This is a genomic window from Candidatus Borkfalkia ceftriaxoniphila (assembly GCF_004134775.1).
In the GTDB taxonomy this organism is placed as follows: Bacteria; Bacillota; Clostridia; order Christensenellales; family Borkfalkiaceae; genus Borkfalkia; species Borkfalkia ceftriaxoniphila.
In genome coordinates this window covers 1-18,247 of the sequence record NZ_SDOZ01000002.1, presented here as the reverse complement: position 1 = coordinate 18,247, position 18,247 = coordinate 1, and the positions used below count along the sequence as shown (strand labels likewise).

16 protein-coding genes and 1 tRNA gene are annotated in these 18,247 nt (G+C 49.1%); 10 read left to right on the top strand and 7 right to left on the bottom strand.

The genetic code is table 11. The features are described from left to right. The first annotated feature begins 8 nt into the window (after positions 1-8). From ESZ91_RS00285 to ESZ91_RS00270, 4 genes are all read left to right on the top strand, one after another. Positions 9-3,599, top strand: a complete 3,591-nt coding sequence (locus tag ESZ91_RS00285) for a DNA polymerase III subunit alpha (protein WP_129222959.1) — start codon at positions 9-11, stop codon at positions 3,597-3,599. A gap of 121 nt (positions 3,600-3,720) precedes the next feature. Next, complete coding sequence (pfkA, locus tag ESZ91_RS00280) at positions 3,721-4,683, top strand: 6-phosphofructokinase (protein WP_129222957.1); 963 nt, start codon at positions 3,721-3,723, stop codon at positions 4,681-4,683. 153 nt (positions 4,684-4,836) lie between these two features. Continuing rightward, on the top strand, positions 4,837-5,766 hold the full coding sequence (locus tag ESZ91_RS00275; protein WP_129222955.1) for a 1-phosphofructokinase family hexose kinase: 930 nt from the start codon (positions 4,837-4,839) through the stop codon (positions 5,764-5,766). After that, positions 5,767-6,438: an HD domain-containing protein gene (locus ESZ91_RS00270; RefSeq protein ID WP_201270827.1), complete on the top strand. Its 672-nt coding sequence runs from the start codon at positions 5,767-5,769 to the stop codon at positions 6,436-6,438. A 34-nt stretch (positions 6,439-6,472) separates the two neighbouring features. On the opposite strand, the gene ESZ91_RS00265 is transcribed toward ESZ91_RS00270, so the two are convergent. Next, positions 6,473-7,750: a hemolysin family protein gene (locus ESZ91_RS00265; protein ID WP_129222953.1), complete on the bottom strand. Its 1,278-nt coding sequence runs from the start codon at positions 7,748-7,750 to the stop codon at positions 6,473-6,475. A 146-nt stretch (positions 7,751-7,896) separates the two neighbouring features. Then, entirely contained in the window at positions 7,897-8,772 is an 876-nt protein-coding gene (locus tag ESZ91_RS00260; protein WP_129222951.1) for a C40 family peptidase, read from the bottom strand. 171 nt (positions 8,773-8,943) lie between these two features. Here ESZ91_RS00260 and ESZ91_RS00255 point away from each other — a divergent pair, with 171 nt between their 5' ends. From ESZ91_RS00255 to ESZ91_RS00230, 6 genes are all read left to right on the top strand, one after another. Continuing rightward, entirely contained in the window at positions 8,944-9,978 is a 1,035-nt protein-coding gene (locus tag ESZ91_RS00255; RefSeq protein ID WP_129222949.1) for an alpha/beta hydrolase family protein, read from the top strand. 124 nt (positions 9,979-10,102) lie between these two features. Beyond that, positions 10,103-10,477, top strand: a complete 375-nt coding sequence (locus ESZ91_RS00250) for an InlB B-repeat-containing protein (protein ID WP_129222947.1) — start codon at positions 10,103-10,105, stop codon at positions 10,475-10,477. Between the two features lie 64 nt (positions 10,478-10,541). Next, positions 10,542-10,961, top strand: coding sequence for an Rrf2 family transcriptional regulator (locus tag ESZ91_RS00245; RefSeq protein WP_129222945.1), 420 nt, complete (start codon positions 10,542-10,544; stop codon positions 10,959-10,961). 127 nt (positions 10,962-11,088) lie between these two features. After that, positions 11,089-11,727: an NAD(P)-dependent oxidoreductase gene (locus ESZ91_RS00240; RefSeq protein ID WP_129222943.1), complete on the top strand. Its 639-nt coding sequence runs from the start codon at positions 11,089-11,091 to the stop codon at positions 11,725-11,727. 25 nt (positions 11,728-11,752) lie between these two features. Beyond that, entirely contained in the window at positions 11,753-12,583 is an 831-nt protein-coding gene (locus ESZ91_RS00235) for an SIR2 family NAD-dependent protein deacylase (protein ID WP_129222941.1), read from the top strand. Positions 12,584-12,877: 294 nt separating this feature from the next. Further along, a tRNA-Thr gene (locus tag ESZ91_RS00230) sits at positions 12,878-12,953 on the top strand. Between the two features lie 692 nt (positions 12,954-13,645). Here ESZ91_RS00230 and ESZ91_RS00225 read toward each other — a convergent pair. The 5 genes from ESZ91_RS00225 to ESZ91_RS00205 form a co-directional block, all read right to left on the bottom strand. Continuing rightward, complete coding sequence (locus ESZ91_RS00225) at positions 13,646-14,860, bottom strand: site-specific integrase (RefSeq protein WP_129222939.1); 1,215 nt, start codon at positions 14,858-14,860, stop codon at positions 13,646-13,648. Further along, the gene (locus ESZ91_RS00220; RefSeq protein ID WP_129222937.1) at positions 14,860-15,129 is read right to left on the bottom strand and encodes a hypothetical protein; all 270 of its coding nucleotides are present in this window, start codon (positions 15,127-15,129) and stop codon (positions 14,860-14,862) included. Before ESZ91_RS00220 ends, ESZ91_RS00225 begins: the two co-directional genes overlap by 1 nt. A 461-nt stretch (positions 15,130-15,590) precedes the next feature. Beyond that, positions 15,591-16,760: a relaxase MobL gene (gene mobL / locus ESZ91_RS00215; RefSeq protein WP_129222934.1), complete on the bottom strand. Its 1,170-nt coding sequence runs from the start codon at positions 16,758-16,760 to the stop codon at positions 15,591-15,593. After that, positions 16,750-17,181: a hypothetical protein gene (locus ESZ91_RS00210; protein ID WP_129222932.1), complete on the bottom strand. Its 432-nt coding sequence runs from the start codon at positions 17,179-17,181 to the stop codon at positions 16,750-16,752. The genes mobL and ESZ91_RS00210 overlap by 11 nt, the downstream gene beginning before the upstream one ends. Before the next feature lie 346 nt (positions 17,182-17,527). Continuing rightward, on the bottom strand, positions 17,528-18,067 hold the full coding sequence (locus ESZ91_RS00205; protein WP_129222930.1) for an HTH domain-containing protein: 540 nt from the start codon (positions 18,065-18,067) through the stop codon (positions 17,528-17,530). Between the last annotated feature and the right edge of the window lie 180 nt (positions 18,068-18,247).

The following is an 18,247-nucleotide window of genomic DNA, read 5'->3' as shown; positions in this document are numbered from 1 at the left end:
GGATTATCATGACAGATTTCGTTCATTTACATTTACATACCGAATACAGCCTGCTGGACGGGGCCTGCAAGGTCGACGACCTCGTCGATCATTGCGTGAAAAATAATATCAAGTCCATCGCCGTCACGGACCACGGCAATATGTACGCGACCTTATACTTTGCGGAGTTGTGCAAGAAGAGCAATATTCAGGCGATCATCGGCTGTGAACTGTACATGACGCAGGATCTGCACGATAAGAGCGCGAATTCCGATTTCGAACATCTCATCCTGCTTGCCAAAAACAAAGTCGGCTACCGCAACCTCGTCAAACTCGATTCCATCGCCTTTGTCGACGGCTTTTATTATAAGCCGCGCGCAGACTACAAAACGCTCAAAGAGCACAGCGAAGGGCTTATCTGCCTTTCCGCGTGTCTTGCGGGGCGTCTGCCGAAACTGCTCCTTCGCGGCGATTACGAAAAGGCGAGAGCCTTCGCGCTGGAAATGAAAGAGATCTTCGGGGAAGATTTCTATATCGAGATCCAGGACCACGGCATCGAAGAGCAGCGGCGCGTCCTTCCCATGCTCGTTCAGATCGCACGAGAACTGGATATTCCGCTGGTCGCAACCAACGACGTGCATTATATCAATCAGGAAGATTGGGAAATGCAGGACGTTCTGATGTGTATCCAGACCAAAAAGACCATAGACGATCCCAAACGCATGCGTTTCGACAGCAAGGAGTTTTATCTGAAAACGCCCGAAGAAATGGCGGCACTGTTTTCGAATTTTCCCGAGGCCATCGAAAATACCGTCAAGATCGCCGCGAAATGCACGGAGCCGTGTTTTGATTTAAAGGACAACGGCGATCCCGTCAAGGATATGTCGCTTATCCCCGGGTATCAGCCGGACGACGGTTCCGACCCGAAGGAGTATCTGACGCGGCTGACCTGGGACGGCTTGAAACGGCGTTACGGCGAGATCACAGATGCAGTCAAAAAGAGGGCGGATTACGAACTGAATATCGTCATCGGCATGGGCTTTGCCGAATATTACCTGATCGTCATGGACTTTATCCGCTGGGCGAAAGACCGCGGTATCCCCGTAGGTCCGGGGCGAGGCAGCGGCGCGGCGAGTATCGTGGCGTACGCGATCGGGATCACCGACATCGATCCTTTGAAATACGACTTGTTCTTCGAGCGCTTTTTGAACCCGGACCGCGTCACCATGCCCGATTTCGATATCGACTTCTGTAACGAAAGAAGACCCGAGGTCATCGAGTACGTGCGCGATAAGTATCATCCCGAAAACGTGGCGCAGATCGTTACGTTCGGAACGCTCGCATCCAAGGCTGCGATCAAGGACGTGGGGCGCGTGCTGCGCGTGCCGTATTCGGAAACGGACAAAGTCACCAAACTGATGGACGGAAAATCCACCATCAGCGAACTTCTGGGCTGGAATATTCCCAAACTGCAAACCCAACTGAAAAACAGCGATCTTTCCGAAGATAAGCGCGTCGAGATTTCCAAAAAACTGGAAGAACAGGAAAAAAAGCGCAACGCGGATTTCATTGAATTGTATGAAACGGACGAAGCGCTGCACCGCGTCATCGATATGGCGCTGAAACTCGAAGGCATGCCGCGGAATACCTCCATGCACGCTGCGGGCGTAGTCATCTGCCGCAAGCCGATCGCGGACAACGTTCCGCTTTCGCGCAACGGCGAGGATATCACTACCCAATTCGACATGAAAGAAGTCGAATCCATCGGTATGCTGAAAATGGACTTTCTGGCGCTCACGACGCTGACCGATATCAAAAAGGCGTGCGATTACATTCTGGAAGACACGGGCCGCGCCATCGATTTCGACGAGATCGGCTACGACAATCAGGAAGCGTACGAACTCATTTCCGAAGGCGATACGGACGCCGTGTTCCAACTCGAGCAAGGCGGCATGAAGAAATTCATGAAAGAGTTGAAACCCGGCTGTCTGGAAGATATCATCGCAGGCGTGGCGCTCTACCGTCCGGGCCCGATGGCGTACATTCCCACCTATATCGAGAATAAACTCAACCCGCAGAAAGTCAAATACGATACGCCGCTTTTGGAGCATATTTTAAAAGTTACCTACGGCGTGATCGTCTACCAGGAACAGGTCATGCAGATTTTCCAGGACCTGGCGGGTTTTTCGCTGGGACAAGCGGACCTGGTGCGCCGCGCGATGGGTAAAAAGAACAAAGCCGAACTGATGGCGCAAAAGGATAAGTTTATCTTCGGCAATAAGGACCAAGGCGGCAACATCGAGGGCGCGGTCAACCGCGGCGTGCCGCAAGAGGTCGCCGCGAAGATATTCGGCGATATGGAGAGTTTCGCGAGTTACGCTTTCAACAAGGCGCACGCCACCTGTTACGGAGTGCTTTCCTACCGTACCGCCTATTTAAAGCGTTTTTATCCCAAAGAATTTCTGGCGGCGATCCTAAATAACCGCATTGAAAAGATCGAAGAGATCACCAAATACATTATCTATCTCAAAGAGAAGAATATCCCCGTTTTACAGCCCGACGTCAACAAGAGCAAGACGTATTTCTCGGTGCAGGGCAACGGCGTCCGTTTCGGGCTGAGCGCCTTGAAAGGCGTCGGCGTCGCCGCGACGCAGGAGATCATCAACGAGCGCGATGCGAACGGCGAGTTTAAAAATTTCCCCGATTTCGTGTTCCGCTGTGCGCCGTTTGTAAACAAACGCATGGTGGAAGGGTTGATTTCGGCGGGCGCGTTCGACTGTTTCGACGTGAAGCGTTCGCAACTTCTGTCTGTTTACGAGAGCGTGCTCGACCGCGCGAATAAGATCGCCAAGCAGAAACAGAGTATGCAGATGAGCCTGTTCGGCGACATTATCGAAGAGGACAATTCGGATATCGATTACCCCGATATCCCCGAACTGGACACCAACGAAAGGCTTTCCAAAGAGAAGGCCGTGCTCGGCGTCTATATCAGCGGACATCCCTTTGAGGGCTACGCGCACGCCTTTGCGGACTGTACCTTTTCCTGTGCGAAATTGCAGGTGTACGAGGAGGATGAGGACGGCCATCGTACTTATACGGAACTCACCGACGGTACGCAGGTGACTATGGGCGGGATCATCGGCAATTATAAGAAGATCAACACCCGTTCGGGCTCGTCCATGGCGTTTATATCCGTGGAAGATCTGTTCGGCAGTATCGAATGCGTGGCGTTTCCCAATGTATTTGACCGTATCAAAACCGTTCTTGCGCCCGATAAGATCGTCTATATTACGGGAAAAATGCAGTTGGACAGCGAAAAGCCGCCCGTCATCATACTCGATAAAATGCAGGAATACAACCCGGAAACGGGTACGACCGTGGCGCCCGCCGAGGCTGTCGTACAGCGCGAACCGACGCTGTGGCTGAACGCGTCGCTTTTATCGGAAGAGGAATTCGCCGATTTCGCGGAACTCTTTTCCCATTACACGCCGGGAAAAATGACGGTAAAAATCAAGCGCGGCAGTAAACTTTACAAACTGACGGAGATCAATTACTGCCGCGGACTCGTCGACGAACTGCTGCTGTATCTTCAGAAAAACGATATCAAGTTGGTCAAATAAAATATTTACGGAAAGTTACCGAAAATGATTTGCAATCCTCGCTGTTTTTGATATAATGATAGGGCAGTTATTTTAGTAAGATCGCACCGAAGAAGAGAGGGTGCGCAGTTGGAGGATTGTTATGAAAAGAATCGGTGTTTTGACCAGCGGCGGCGACGCTCCCGGGATGAACGCCTGCATCAGGGCGGTTGTAAGAACGGCAAAATATTTCGGAATGGAAATATACGGCATTCGGCAAGGTTATGCGGGGCTTATCAACGACGACATGGTCGCCATGGAAATGCGCAGCGTTTCCGATATCGTACAGCGCGGCGGCACGATGCTCCGTACGGCGCGCTGCGTGGAAATGTATACCCCCGAAGGGCAGAAGCAAGCGGCGAAAACGCTCAATGACCGCGGCATCGAAGGTCTCGTGGTCATCGGCGGCGACGGCTCGTTCAAGGGCGCGAAGAGCCTGACGGAAAATTTCGGCATTCCCACCATCGGGATCCCCGGTACCATCGACAACGATTTGGAATATACCGATTACACTTTGGGATTCGATACGGCGGTCAATACCTGCCTCGATATCATCAATAAATTGCGCGACACGATGACCTCACACGAACGTATCAGCGTGGTGGAGGTCATGGGCAGGCACTGCGGCGACATCGCCCTGTATTCGGGTATCGCCAGCGGCGCGGAGATCATCGTCGTGCCCGAGATCCGCTACGATATGGACGATATCGTCATGCGCGTGAACCGCAGCCGCGCCAACGGCAAACATTCCAACATCATCGTTCTGGCGGAAGGCGTCGCCACGGCGGAAGAGTTCACGAAAATGCTGCAGAGCGAAACCACGTATTCTGTGCGCGGCACGACCATCGGCCACGTGCAGCGCGGCGGTTCCCCCAGTATGGCGGACAGAATGCTCGCGGCACAGTTCGGTAACAAGGCTGTGCGCCTTTTAAAAGACGGTATCGGCGACCGCGTTGTCGGTATCCGTAAAAACGAGATCATCGATCTCGACATTATCGAAGCGGTCAGTATGAAAAAGAAATTCAATTACGAACTGTACGAAACCCTGCAAATGATATCCTTGTAATTACGAAAGCCGCCTTTTTCGGACGGCTTTTTAATTTATTGAAAAAATTTTACGTTTTAGATTGAAAAAACGCTAAAAATATATTATAATACTAAGAGAAGTCTTTCCCACCCGTACGCGGGCGGGCGAATACGATTTGCGGAGTACCTTTTTATGATATTGACGGTTTGTCTGAATCCTTGCACCGACGTGACCATCGAAGTTGATTCCCTGAACATCGGAAAACTGAACCACGTAAAGAATAAGACCCTTAGTTTTACGGGAAAAGCATTGAACGTGGCGATCGGCGTCGCGCGGCTGAAAGGGGATAGTTACGCCACGGGTTTTATGTATAACGAAAACGGATCCCTCTTCGAGCAGGCGCTCGACAGAGAGGGCGTGCCCAGCGCATTCGTCTGGAACCGTGGTCGGGTCCGCGAAAACTATAAGTTCATCGATAATAAGTCTATGCTTACGGAAGTGAACGATATCGGCGAACCCATCAGCGCGAACAAGCAGGAAGAGTTGTTGGCGCTCGTTGCGTCCCTTTCTAAAAAGAGCGACGTGATGGTGGTATCGGGCAGTTTGCCGCAGGGTGTGGACAGCGGTTATTATACCAAACTTTTCAACGTGGCCGCGCCGGGTTCTTTGAAGATCGCCGATGCGGAAGGCCCCAGGCTTTTATCCGCGCTGCAGGCGGGGCTGGATCTGGTAAAACCCAATAAGGACGAACTGCAAAATACCTTGCAAAAAGAACTCAAAACCCGCGAAGATCTTTTGAAAGGCTGTTATACGCTTTTGGATAAAGGCGCCAAGCGCGTGCTCTTGTCGCTCGGAAAGCGCGGCGCGATCATCACCGACGGCACCAAAAACTTTTTCTGCAAGAGCATCAACGTCGCCATCAATTCGACGGTGGGCGCGGGGGACGGTATGCTCGCCGCCGCAACGATGCGGCTGACGGAAGGCGCGCCGCTCGACGAGATCCTGCGCGCGGGAGTCGCCGCGGGCACCGCGACGGTCACGACTTTCGGACAAATTTCGTTCACGAAGAATAAATTTGACGAAATCTATGCAAATTTAACGGTAGAGGAGATCGTAAATTAGTTGTTAACAATCACGGATATCAAAAACGACGAAGAAGTCAAAGCGATCATGTACATGTCCGAAAAGCAGATAGAGGCTCTGGGATTTACCGAACATTCCGTCCGCCATTCGAGCATTGTCAGCAAATGGTCGGGCGAATTGCTGCGCGGCATCGGCGCGAGCGACCACCGCGTGGCGCTCACGGAGATCGCGGGCTTTCTGCACGATATGGGCAACAGCATCAACCGCGACAATCATGCCCAGAGCGGCGCGATTCTCGCCTATAAGATCTTAACGCGCATGGGTATGCCCTATAAGGACGCCGCCGAGATCATGATGGCGATCGGCAATCACGACGAAACGGAAGGTTTGCCCGTCAGCGACATCACCGCCGCGCTCATTCTGGCGGATAAGGCGGACGTGCACAAGAGCCGCGTCCGCAAGAATATCACCAACGTGAGCATGGAAAACATGAATATTCACGACAGAGTAAACCTCGCCGCGGAGCGTTCGGTCATCTATGTGGACGAGGGGAATCGGGAGATCGTTCTCAATATCGTCATCGATACGGAAAAATGTCCCGTCATGGACTACTTCGAGATCTACTTCAAACGCATGCAACTTTGCCGCCGCGCGGCGGATTTTCTGGAACGCAAATTCGTACTCATCATCAATGACGTAAGATTTTTATAATGAAAAAGCCTTTCCCGTCGGGAAAGGCTTTTTTTTATTTTTCTTCTTCCGTACTTTTCTCGTCGGAAATTTTCGTAACTTTGACCTGCTGTATTTTTTTAAGAGTGGAACTCGTAACTTCGAACGATAGCCCTGAAAATTCAAACGTGGCGCCCGCTGCGGGAATTTCGCCCAACTGTTCGATGATCCAGCCGCTCACGGTATACGCCTCGAAATTATCGTCGTCCTCGTCCAGTTCGTAATAGGCAAACAGATCGCAGAGGGGGGCGTTCGCGTCCACGAGCGTCGTCGTATCGTCCAGTTTCTTGAAATAGTTGATCTCTTCGTCGTGTTCGTCCCAGATCTCGCCCACCAGTTCTTCCAGAATGTCTTCGAGCGTGACGATGCCCGCCGTACCGCCGTATTCGTCGAGAACGACCGCCATATGCGTCTTTCTCTTTTGCAGTTGTTTCAATAGCGAGGAAATTTTAAGGTGTTCGGTCGTATAAACGGGCGCATTCAAAATCGCGCGCAGATCGTGCTTCTGCCCGAAATAATTGAGGAAAAAATCCTTTTCGTGCACGACGCCGACGATGGTGTCGATGGTATTTTCATAGACGGGGATCCTCGAATATCCGCAGGAAGTGAAGATTTTTTTTACCTCGTCGGGCGAGGCTTTTACATCCACGGCGGTAATATTCACGCGGGGGATGAGAATGTCGCCCACTTCCAGATCGTCGAACTCGATGACCGAACGGATCAGTTTGGTTTCTTCCTGGTGCAAAGTGCCGCCTTCCCGAGCCTCTTCGACGATGGTCATGATCTCGTCTTCCGTGACGACTTCCTCGTTCTTTAATTTGAAAATCTTGGAGAGCACGAATTTATAGCCCGTGAATACGATATTGATGGGAAACAGTATATAGTAGAACAGCATGATCAGCGGATATCCGACCATCGAGAATTTCTCGGGGTAAACTTTCGCCATCATTTTCGGGGTGATCTCACCGAAGATGAGCACGGCGACGGTCGTGACCACGGTCGAAACGGTAACGCTGTTCGCACTGTTGGTCATCAGACTCGCGAAAAACAGTGTCGCGAGCGACGAAGTGGTGATATTGACGATATTGTTCCCGACCAAAATGGTGGAAATCAGTTTATCGTAATTCTCCGCCAGTTTCAGCGTCTTTGCGGCGCGGGCGTTTCCGTTCGCGCTCATTGTTCGCAGTTTAACTTTGTTGGCGCAGGAATACGCCGTTTCCATCGATGAAAAAAAGCCCGATAAAAGCAATAAAATGATTATCGCGATCAATAATGGGGCTGCGCCGTCAGGCATAAAAAACAAAACCTCCCGATCGTAGCGGATTTGCGGCCAGAAATACCGCAGTATGCTACCTGAAAAAAATAATTACCTATATTATATCATATATTTTATAGAATAGTATTATTTTTCGCAATTTATTTGAAAAAACATCGTTTTTTTCAAATCATTCTGCGCGTTTCGATATAGTAGGACCAACGTTGCGCGGAAATTTCCTCGATGACTGCGTAATCGGTCGCCGTGTGCAGGATATAATTGCCCCCGAGATACAGCGCAACGTGCCCGATCCGCTCCACGCCCGTTTTATTGTAACGGGTGGAGTTGGTAAAGAAAATAAGGTCGCCGCGCGAAAGTTCGCTTCTGGGTACGTGTGTGCCCTGCGATACCTGTGTGCGTGTCGTCAATTCGAGATTGACGCCCGCGCCGTAATAAAACATATACTGCATCAGCGACGAGCAGTCGTATTTCGTCTTGTCGAATCCCGAAAGGAACTTTCCGTTTCCGTTGTGCAGGCGCGTCGCGCCGTACACGTAGGGGAAGCCGAGCAGATTATATCCTTCGCCGATCACCGCCTCTACGCGGCTGTCAGGCGAGGTTTCCAATTCGAACAGTTCGGTGTACGAACTTCCCGCGCTCACATATGCGGGTTTGTTCTTGTAAACGGTCTCGTACCAGTTGCCTTCTTTTCCTTTCAGCAAGACCATATCGCCCTTATCTATGTAGCCGAGAGAGGAAGCGGACGTGCTGGGGGCGGAACGGATATTCAGGCCGTTCACCTTGGAACGCACATATTGGTCTTTGGGAATGGTGACGACGGGAACGTCGGTTTCTGGCTCCTGGGGCGGCAGAGGCTTTTCGTCCGGCGCTTCGGGTTCGGGAGCGGGAGGGAGCGTTCCGCCGTCTTCGTCGGGCAGTAAAGCACCGTTCTCGTTATCGGCAGAGGGCCTTTGCGTCAGGTGAAAGGAAGCAAAAGTAGCGCCGAGAAGGATCGCGACGGAGATCGCCGCCGCTGCGATTGTAACGTAAGCTTTTTTCATATATTTTTTCTCCTTTTTTTGGAGAAATTATATCAAAAATCCTACCATTTTACAAGGAATAAATTTTTCCTGTTTTGGAAAAACCGCCGCCTTTCTATCCAACTATACCTTTTTTTCGTCCGATTGGTAAATATTTGACATTTGTCAAGCGAATGATTATAATGCTTGATTATGGAGATCTATTGGATTTTGTTGATCTGCCTTGCGGCGGTCGTATTGTTTATACTCGTCTTTTTTGCAATCGTTTCCGTGCTGATCCAGAAAACGCGATTCGGGGTACGCTCGGACGGAAATCCCGCGCTGCGCTATTTTCAGGCAAAAGATTTCGAAAACCTGCAAGCGGAAGATATATCTTTCGTTTCGGACAAAGGGCAGACGCTGCGCGGCTGTATTTATTCGGATATGCGCGTGAAGGAGCCGAAAGGGCTCGTCATTTGGGTGCACGGATTCGGCGCGGGACACAACGCTTATACGACGGAGATCGCCTATCTGGCTGCGCAGGGATATCTCGTTTTGGGGTATGATAATACGGGCTGCGTGCTGAGCGACGGGAAGGGCGTCGGCGGACTGATACAAGGGGCGATCGACGCGTCCTACGCCGTTCGTTACGTGCAGAACGAGCCGCGCCTCAAACAATACAAGCGCGTTTTGGTAGGGCACAGTTGGGGAGCCTATTCCGCGATGAATATATTTTCTTTCGGCGAGCACGTCGACGGTGTCGTCGCCATGTGCGGATTCGATACCGCGCAGGGCGTCGTGACGGATATGAGCCGCCGCTATTTCGGAGGGTTCAGCGGTTTGATCCGCTTTTACAGCAAGATCTTGCACCGCCTGCGCTTCGGGAGGCTCGCGTCCGTTTCTTCTCGGAAATCTCTGTTGAAGAGCGACGTTCCCGTCCTGCTTTTATACGGAGAAGACGACAAAGTCGTACCGTTCCGTACGAACGGCAGAAAGATCATCCGCGCCGTACGGGATAAAAAGAATATACGCGCGATCACTTATCCCGACAAGGGACACAGCGTTTATCTCACGATAAAAGCGGAAAAATATATTAAGGAAGTTTTCGCAAAACTCGCTTCTTCCAAAAAGATGCCCTCCGAAGAGTTCGAGCGGTATCGTTCTTCCATTGATTATGCGATGTTGACGGAAGAAGACGCGGCGGTGATGGGAGAGATCCGCGATTTTCTGGAAAATATTTTTTGCTGAACGGACTTTTGTGTTCAAATGATTAAAAGTGTAAAAGGTGGGTAAAATCTTTTTGTTTCGCCGTCTGTGCCGTTGACCGCGCGGTATTTAAGTGTTACAATACGCAAGGTACGGAGGGTAGACGATGAAACATAAAATGCTCGCGCTCGTCGGCCTGTTTGTGTCGCTGGGCTTTCTTTTACAAATATTATACGGCTGCGAATCCAAGGATACGGGGACGTATCCGGTTACGCAGATCAAATTTTATGTGGACGATTCGCTGTATGATGCGGTCATCGTGCGAAGCGACCGTTTCGTTATGCCGCCCGCGCCCAAAAAAGAAGGATACCGTTTTGAAGGTTGGTTTTGCGATGCGGAATTGTCCGAGGCGTTCAAGCCCGAACGGTATGTATGCGACCGCGCGCGTTTCGATATTGAAGTTTATGCCAAATTCGTGAGCACGAAATCGGAAGAAACGTTTCCTGACCTGTTTCAGAATTTCGGACAAACGATTATGTAACTCTTGACATTACATCCTGTTGGGAGTATAATAGACGGGAATTCACCAAGGGAGGGGGGACGCCGTGCAGATTTCCAGCCGTCTGACCGTGGCGGTGCACACACTGCTCGCCATCGAATATTTTCATCTCGAATATAAAGTCACTTCGGAATTTATCGCGTCGAGCGTATGCGTGAATCCCGTCGTTATCCGCCGTATTTTATTGCAATTGAAAGATGCCGGTCTTGTCGACGTGGCGCGCGGCAGCGGCGGTGCGACCTTGAAAAAGCCGCCGCAGTCTATCACTTTATTGGATGTATACCGCGCGGTCGATTGTATGGAAAAAGACAGTATGTTTCATTTTCACGAAAATCCCAACGCGAACTGCCCCGTAGGCAGCCGCATCCACGCCGCTCTCGATGACAAACTCGCCGCGGCACAATGTGCTTTCGAACAGTCGCTCGCGGAAACTTCGATCGCCGATCTGATGAAATTTATGCAATAAAAACCCGTCTCCGAAAATGGAGACGTTTTTTTTGATTTTTTTGATGTAACGCTTGACATTACAATAATCGTTTGCTATAATGTAGTTGTAATCAAAAAGATTACAACAAATTTCAGGAGGTTCTATTATGAAAAAAATTGCGATCGTCGGCGCGGCGGGCAGACAGGGGACGTGTCTTGTGAACGAGGCTGTAGCGCGCGGGTATGAAGTGACGGGTTTCGTTCGCAACGCGCACAAAATTGCAAATTCCAAAGCAAAGACAGTTGTGAAAGATTTGTTTGATATTACGGCGGATGATTTAAAAGAATTTGACGTAGTGATCGACGCGTTCGGCGCCTGGACGGAGAAAACATTGCCCTTGCATATTACTTCCCTTCAGCACCTTTGCGATCTTTTGAGCAATACGAAGATTCGATTGCTGGTCGTCGGCGGGGCAGGCAGTCTCTATGTTGATCCCGCGCATACCGTGCAGGTGATGGATCTGGACAATTTCCCCGAAGCCTTTAAGCCTTTGGCAAAAAATATGGGCGCGGCGCTAACGGAACTTCGTACACGGAACGACGTACTGTGGACATATCTTTCCCCCGCTGCGGATTTTCAGGCGGACGGTGCGCGAACGGGAAATATTCTGCTCGGCGGCGAAGAATATTTCGTCAATGAGAAGGGTGTCAGTGCGATCAGTTACGCGGATTATGCGATCGCCATGATAGATGAGATCGAAAAAGCCGACCACATTCAAAAACGGTTTTCCGTGATCGGCGCATAGTTTGTATTGAAGGAGGAAAGAAAAATTGAACGATTTTGAGCGGGCGAAAACCGTTTTGAAGGGCGCGGAATATATCCTTGTCGGAGGCGGCAGCGGTCTTTCCGCCGCCGCGGGCCTGACTTACTCGGGCGCTCGCTTTAAAAAATTTTTTTCAGACTTTATCGAGCGCTATCGAATGACGGATATGTACTCGGCGGGTTTTTATCCGTTTTCCGCGCAGGAGGAAAAGTGGGCGTATTGGTCGAAACATATTTTCGTCAATCGTTATCTTCCTCCCGCGCTCCCGCTGTACCGCGATCTTTTTTCCTTTCTTGAAAATAAAAATTATTTTGTGATTACGACGAACGTCGATCATCAGTTCTATAAAGCGGGCTTTCAAACAGAGAAAATTTTCGCAGTGCAAGGGGATTACGGAAAATTCCAGTGCGCAAATGGATGTCATTCCTCTTTATACGACAACGAGGCGGCCGTGCGGGAAATGGTACGCAGTCAAAAAGATTGCCGCATTCCCGCATCGCTCGTGCCCGTTTGTCCCGTCTGCGGCGCAGATATGGAAGTGCATATCCGTAAGGACGCCCGTTTCGTGCAGGATGATGCATGGTACGAGACGGCTTCGCGCTATGACGCGTTTGTCAATAAGGCACGGCAAGGCAAGACCGTGCTTTTGGAATTGGGCGTCGGTTTCAATACGCCGGCGATCATCCGATTTCCTTTCGAACGGTTTGTCTGTCAAAATCGCCGCGCGCACCTTATCCGTGCCAATCTCGACGACTGCGACGCTATCCCCGAAATTACCGACCGCACGATTTCCCTCTGCGGCTCGCTGAGCGATACTTTGAAATTGCTGTTTTGCTGACGGAATTTGTTTGAAATAAAATCCGAAAAACATTTGACAAAATTTGCATTATGACTTATAATATCTAAGCAAGTTTTTTGTACGGCAATTTCGCTGTTATGGCTCAGCAGGTAGAGCACGTCCTTGGTAAAACGCGCAAGCCATAAAATCGGGATGCCGAAAACCCTGTAAAAATCGGCGAAAAACTTCATTTGCTGTTATGGCTCAGTAGGTAGAGCACGTCCTTGGTAAAATGCGCAAGCCATAAAATCGGGATGCCGAAAACCCTGTAAAAATCGGCGAAAAACTTCATTTGCTGTTATGGCTCAGTAGGTAGAGCACGTCCTTGGTAAGGACGAGGTCGCGGGTTCAAATCCCGCTAACAGCTCCACATAAAAATACACAAATCGTTGCGATTTGTGTATTTTTTTCTATTGTTTTATTCATTTTTAAGAATATTTATGCAGACGCAAAAAAGCCCTAAAATTAAATGGTAGTAAAAATTTGCAAAATGGTGGTAAATTTGCAGACGAATTTTTCGTCTCATTCGTGAAAAAATGTTCCTTCCGAAAAAACTGCCCGAATCGCCCGAAAACTGCCTGTTTCTGCCCCAATGGTAGTAAAATGGTAGTAAATCAGTTGCGCCATTTTAGTTAACTCTTTACAAAAAATCGGTTGCATTTTTCGAACTTCCTATCCAAATGTTCAAAGTGTTGCTTCGCATAAGCCTTGAAAGAAAGTTAAAATCTTACGAAGTTATGCTTTTTCGACAAAATTTTGAAAAGTGTGATTTTATGTGCGCAATTATATTTGAAAAGTGTAAATTTAGGCACGTATAAATACTTGAAAAGTGTGAAAAAGGCGGATATGTTTTATCAAACGAACGCATCGTTTCTCAAAAAGATAAAATAATTTATCTGCCCGTCTATTATATTATGTTCATTCAAAATGCTCCCCAAAAAGATAATTTGATTTTTTAAGTGATAAAAAGTAAGGCGGCTGCCGTATGGCAGCCGCCGTGATATTCTTTGGAAAAGTTGTGCCTAAAAGTATTATAATTTCAGGTATAACTTTTTTGCTTTGTTACATCTCCATATCTCCGCCGAACATGGCGTCGATTTTCTTTGTCGCCTGTTTGAAATAACTTCTGTCCACGCTGTTGTAGGTGCGGATGGTCGTCGTTACGTCTTTGTGGCCGAGCAGTTGCTGAATGACTTTCGGATTCTCTCCGCTCTCGAACAGCATACTCGAATAGGTGTGCCGCAGTGTGTGAAAATGAAAGCCGTATTCCGCAAACCCCGTCTTGCGCATCAATTTATCGAACATCGCGCGCGTGCCGTAGTAAGTGCGCAAGTCGCCTTCTTCGGTGCTGAACACAAAATCATCGTCGTCCGTAAAGGAGATACCCGTTTCGTATTCCATTTTCCGCCGTCGGTTGCGGTGTTCTTTCAAGCATTCTACAAGTATTTGGGGCATGGGTACGCTGCGCACGCTTGCCGCCGTCTTGGTGTCCGAAATCACCGTTTCGTAGTCGGAAACGCGCCACGCATCGTCGTAGTGCGGGATAACGGTTACAGCGTTGTCCACCCAAATCGTCTTGTCGGTAAAATCCACGTCGCGCCAGCGGAGCGCAAGCACCTCTCCGATGCGCAACCCCGCAAAGAGCGACGTATAGCATATCGGTTTCAGAATCGGACTTGTGTCCAAAGCCTTCACAAAGTCTTTGCGCAGTTCGGGTGGAATCGCCTTGTATTCTTCCGTCGTCTGCACCTTGCGTTCGCGCGATGCAAGTCTGGTCTTTGCCACGGGATTGCTTTTGAGGAAGTCGTTGTCCACGCAATATTCGAAAAACTGTCCGAGCAAAAACTTCGATTTCTTGACGGTCGCCAATGCATACCCGTCCGATATCATCTTGTTGAACAGACGTTGCAGCATAGGGGCGGTGATCTCGTCGATTTTCATCTCGCCGAACACAGGGTATAACGTATTTCTCGCGGTGCTCAAACACCGCTCGAACGTTCGGGGCGAAACGGACGGGCGTTTGAACGTCATCAGCCATTCCTGCATCAACGTCCGAAAGGTCTCGTTCTTGATCGCGCTGCACCCGATTGTGGGATTGTCTGCTTTGACGGCAAGCATTTTCATCGTCACTTCCGATTTGGTTTTTCCGTAAACGCTCTTGCGGATGCGTTTGCCGTTTTCGTCGGTGCCGAGCGTGACCACGCCCACCCAATTGCCGTCTTTGCGCTTACTGATACAGCCTTCGTTATTGCCTCTGCGTGTGGGTTTCTTTGCCATCAGACTACCTCCGACAGACTGCCTACCTGCCACGCCACGAACGCCAGAATGCTGACTACCTGACGGTTGCCGACTTTGGTCACGGGGAACGCCTTGCTGTGCATGAGAGCACGCACGTTGTCCCGACCCAAGCCCGTAAGTTCGATAAGATTTTCGCAATCGAGAAAACTTTTGCCGTATTTGCGGGTAAGCCGCAAGACCTCGTCGGCGATCAGTTGCTCGCGGTTCAAAGTCGTTTCGGTTTCCTTGTTGTAATTTTTATAAATCATTTTACTCCTTATGCAAGCTCGTGCGGCTCGCGAATTTTTTATGAATATTCAGTTGTCAATGTTCAAAATAAGCGGCAATAGCCGCCGTAAATGGCTTATTCGGTAAGCGCTTTGATTTCCGCGCGTATTGATATAAGTTTGTCTTCAAGTTCCGACATTTCCCGTTTAATGCGTATTAGCGCATTTTCTTTCATCAAGAGTTCCTGAACAATCGAGTCGGCTTCCAATCCCGTTTAATGCGTATTAGCGCATTTTCTTTCATCAAGAGTTCCTGAACAATCGAGTCGGCTTCCAATTCAAGCCGAAAACTTTTTGATATAGTACTGAATGTATTTTTGTGCTCCACAGATAAAATCCTCCTTTTTTTGTTATTTGTGTTGAATTCGAACGGGGTATCCCCGTTGCGAAAAGCGGAAAGAAACTGAAAGTCAGTTACTTTCCTTATCCTGTTTCTAAAAAACCTACAGTTCCATTTGTTCCAGCTGCCGTTCGGTTTCGGCAAGTTCGAGTTTTTCCCGAAACTCCCGAAAGCATTCCGCAGCTTCCGCGTCCGCTCTTGCGGCAATTTCCATCGAAGTCAGAATACAGTCCGTCAGACTTTCCCGATATACTTTCTGCCGCGCTTTGGCGTGGCGGAGTTCGCACGCTTTCAGCAGTTCGTTGCGGCGCTTTTTGAGTATCTCTTTGATGACGATATTGCCCATGCGACGATACAGGTCGCGCTGAAATTTTTCCGCATAGAGATAGCGGTCGGGGTTGCGGATTTTGTTGCGCTCGCACAGCCGCAGAATTTCACCGTCGCGCGCAGCAAGTTCGGCGGTCAGCTTTTCATACGCAATTTTGCCCCGCCCGTTTTTCAAAATGCAACTTGTGATCGCATCTACGGTCTCGCGGCAATGGCGCATATTTTCGCTCTCGTAGCCGATTTTACCTTCGTAGGGGATTTTCCCGTAAAGCGATTTTACAAGCCTTTTAAGCGTAAAAGAATATGCCGTATAGGGTTGTGAAATGACGGCTTGCGCTTTGTCCGTCAACAACTTGCGCATGCGCCTGACACCCTCGGCGGGTTGCATAAAATGCTTGACGATTTCGGCTTTGAACGTATCCAGCGCTTCCGACCGTATTTTGCCGTGCCGATAGCGGAGCGTTCTCGTTTTACGATGAAAGCGCTGCGGCTCGTTCTCAAAAAAACAGATGTGAATGTGGCGGTTATCCGTATTCGTGTGCAGTCCGGCGAACCACGTCATATTATCGGGATTCAGTCCTGTCGCGCGGAATAGTTTCGGCAAGGTTTTCAGTAAAAGAGCCCTTGCCGCCGTAGCGTCCGTCAGGTTGGATTTGCCGTAGCTTTCTTCAAAACTCACGACCATATCCCAAATGCAACTCTGCGTTCTACGCAATTTTTCGCGCAACTCTTTCTTTTGGGATTTAGTCAACAATCCTTCCGCTCCGAACGCTCCCGAACTCTTCTCGCCGTCATCCGTATAGTCGAGGTAGTCGATCGCTTTCGTAGATTGCACGCCCTTGTCGATGTAGCCAAGATAATCGTCCTTCTGCGCACTGCCGTAAAAATCTCTTTTTGGCGCGCTTACATCATAGTAGCGAACCCGTGCAATAACGTCAGGCGGCACGGCGGAAAGCCTCCTTCAATCGTTTCAACTGTTCAACCAAACGCGGCGGCAATACGTCGTATAAACCCGCTTCCAGACATTCGCCGTTAAATGCCTCTCCGTACACAAGACTGTCAAGCAGATAGTAAACGTTGCACAGCAACATTCGATACGTCGCTTGTTCCGTCTGATCGAGCGCGACAGAGGACTGCAGGGCGGAAATTTGCTGTTCGAGTGCGGACAGCCTGTCCGAAAATTCTTCCGCGTTTACGGCAGAAATAGGGGACGCTCTCTGTCTTGCCGCAAGTCCCGCCGCAATCAGGTCGGCAAGATACTTGGATTTGCTTCGCTCGCCGCTCTTTGCAAAGTCTTCGGCAAGCGCATCGGCGAGTACCTTGTCATAGATGTACAACGTCGAATAGTAAAAGTCTTTTTGTTTCAATTTCCCTCCTTTTAACAACGAAAAAGACAGCCCGTAAAGGGCTGCCGCAAAGTTAGAAATATTTAATTTGTAACTATGCCGCAATCAGACAAAATTCTCTGATACAATCAATAGGCATCACCTCCGTATAAAAGTAGGGGACATTTATTCCCAGCATCTTATATACTAATTTTCACCCATAGAAAAACAGGGATATGCGGCTTAAATTTCAAAAAATGACTCAAAATCAGTTTCAGGACGGCAAAAACAGGTCTAAACAGGCAAAAAATTTTTCTGAATTTTCACAAAAAATAGTCCGATAGCCCCGAACATGCAAAAAAGCAGAAAACAATCAGTCGATTGATTTCTACTTTTTCGGTTTTTGTTTCTGATTTTGATAATGTTTCGTTCGATTTTTGTGCGCCTGTAAATCTTGAAACTGATATCTCGCTATCTCTTTTGTAAAGTCTTCGGTGTAAACTCCGGGAATAAACTTGTAATCGTCCCAATGCCAGTCGCGGACACCGCAAGGATTATCCGGATCGTAGAGATTTTTCAATGTGAGATCGGTCGGGTACAATGTTTTCCGTTTTCCAAGAAAGGTCAAGATATATCCTTGATGTTTTCTTTCGCCCGGTGGAGGCGGAGTTCGCTTAATCAAGCCTTTGTTTTCGAGATTTTTTAACGCTGTTTGTATCGTGCGTTCAGATACCGCGAGTTGCTCGGCGAAGAAACTGACCTTGACAGATTTTCCGCTGTTGACGCGGACATAGTTCAGAATAATTTCTTCCCTTTCCAACGGCGTAGGCTTGCGAATTTCCGGTTCAATCTCGTCGTCCCACCCGTCATGTTTCAGCTTCCGCTTATCTATAAACTCTATGTATCCGTATTTAGACTTTTTACGCATATGTTATAATTTCTCCCTGTTGATTTTTATTATATCATAAATTGACTATAAAAACAAGTTTCTTGCAGGCATAGATGTTTTGGATTATATAACATAATCGCCATTATGAGAAGGTCGGGAATGAAATCAAAGATATTACTGACGATTTACCCTTCGAGATACCGGATAGTTGGGTATTTG

Bases quoted from the DNA above. Each gene is read 5' to 3' on its own strand.
- ESZ91_RS00285 (WP_129222959.1), top strand. From the start codon at position 9: ATGACAGATTTCGTTCATTTACATTTACATACCGAATACAGCCTGCTG.
- pfkA (WP_129222957.1), top strand. From the start codon at position 3,721: ATGAAAAGAATCGGTGTTTTGACCAGCGGCGGCGACGCTCCCGGGATG.
- ESZ91_RS00275 (WP_129222955.1), top strand. From the start codon at position 4,837: ATGATATTGACGGTTTGTCTGAATCCTTGCACCGACGTGACCATCGAA.
- ESZ91_RS00265 (WP_129222953.1), bottom strand. From the start codon at position 7,750: ATGCCTGACGGCGCAGCCCCATTATTGATCGCGATAATCATTTTATTG.
- ESZ91_RS00260 (WP_129222951.1), bottom strand. From the start codon at position 8,772: ATGAAAAAAGCTTACGTTACAATCGCAGCGGCGGCGATCTCCGTCGCG.
- ESZ91_RS00255 (WP_129222949.1), top strand. From the start codon at position 8,944: ATGGAGATCTATTGGATTTTGTTGATCTGCCTTGCGGCGGTCGTATTG.
- ESZ91_RS00250 (WP_129222947.1), top strand. From the start codon at position 10,103: ATGAAACATAAAATGCTCGCGCTCGTCGGCCTGTTTGTGTCGCTGGGC.
- ESZ91_RS00240 (WP_129222943.1), top strand. From the start codon at position 11,089: ATGAAAAAAATTGCGATCGTCGGCGCGGCGGGCAGACAGGGGACGTGT.
- ESZ91_RS00225 (WP_129222939.1), bottom strand. From the start codon at position 14,860: ATGGCAAAGAAACCCACACGCAGAGGCAATAACGAAGGCTGTATCAGT.
- ESZ91_RS00220 (WP_129222937.1), bottom strand. From the start codon at position 15,129: ATGATTTATAAAAATTACAACAAGGAAACCGAAACGACTTTGAACCGC.
- ESZ91_RS00205 (WP_129222930.1), bottom strand. From the start codon at position 18,067: ATGCGTAAAAAGTCTAAATACGGATACATAGAGTTTATAGATAAGCGG.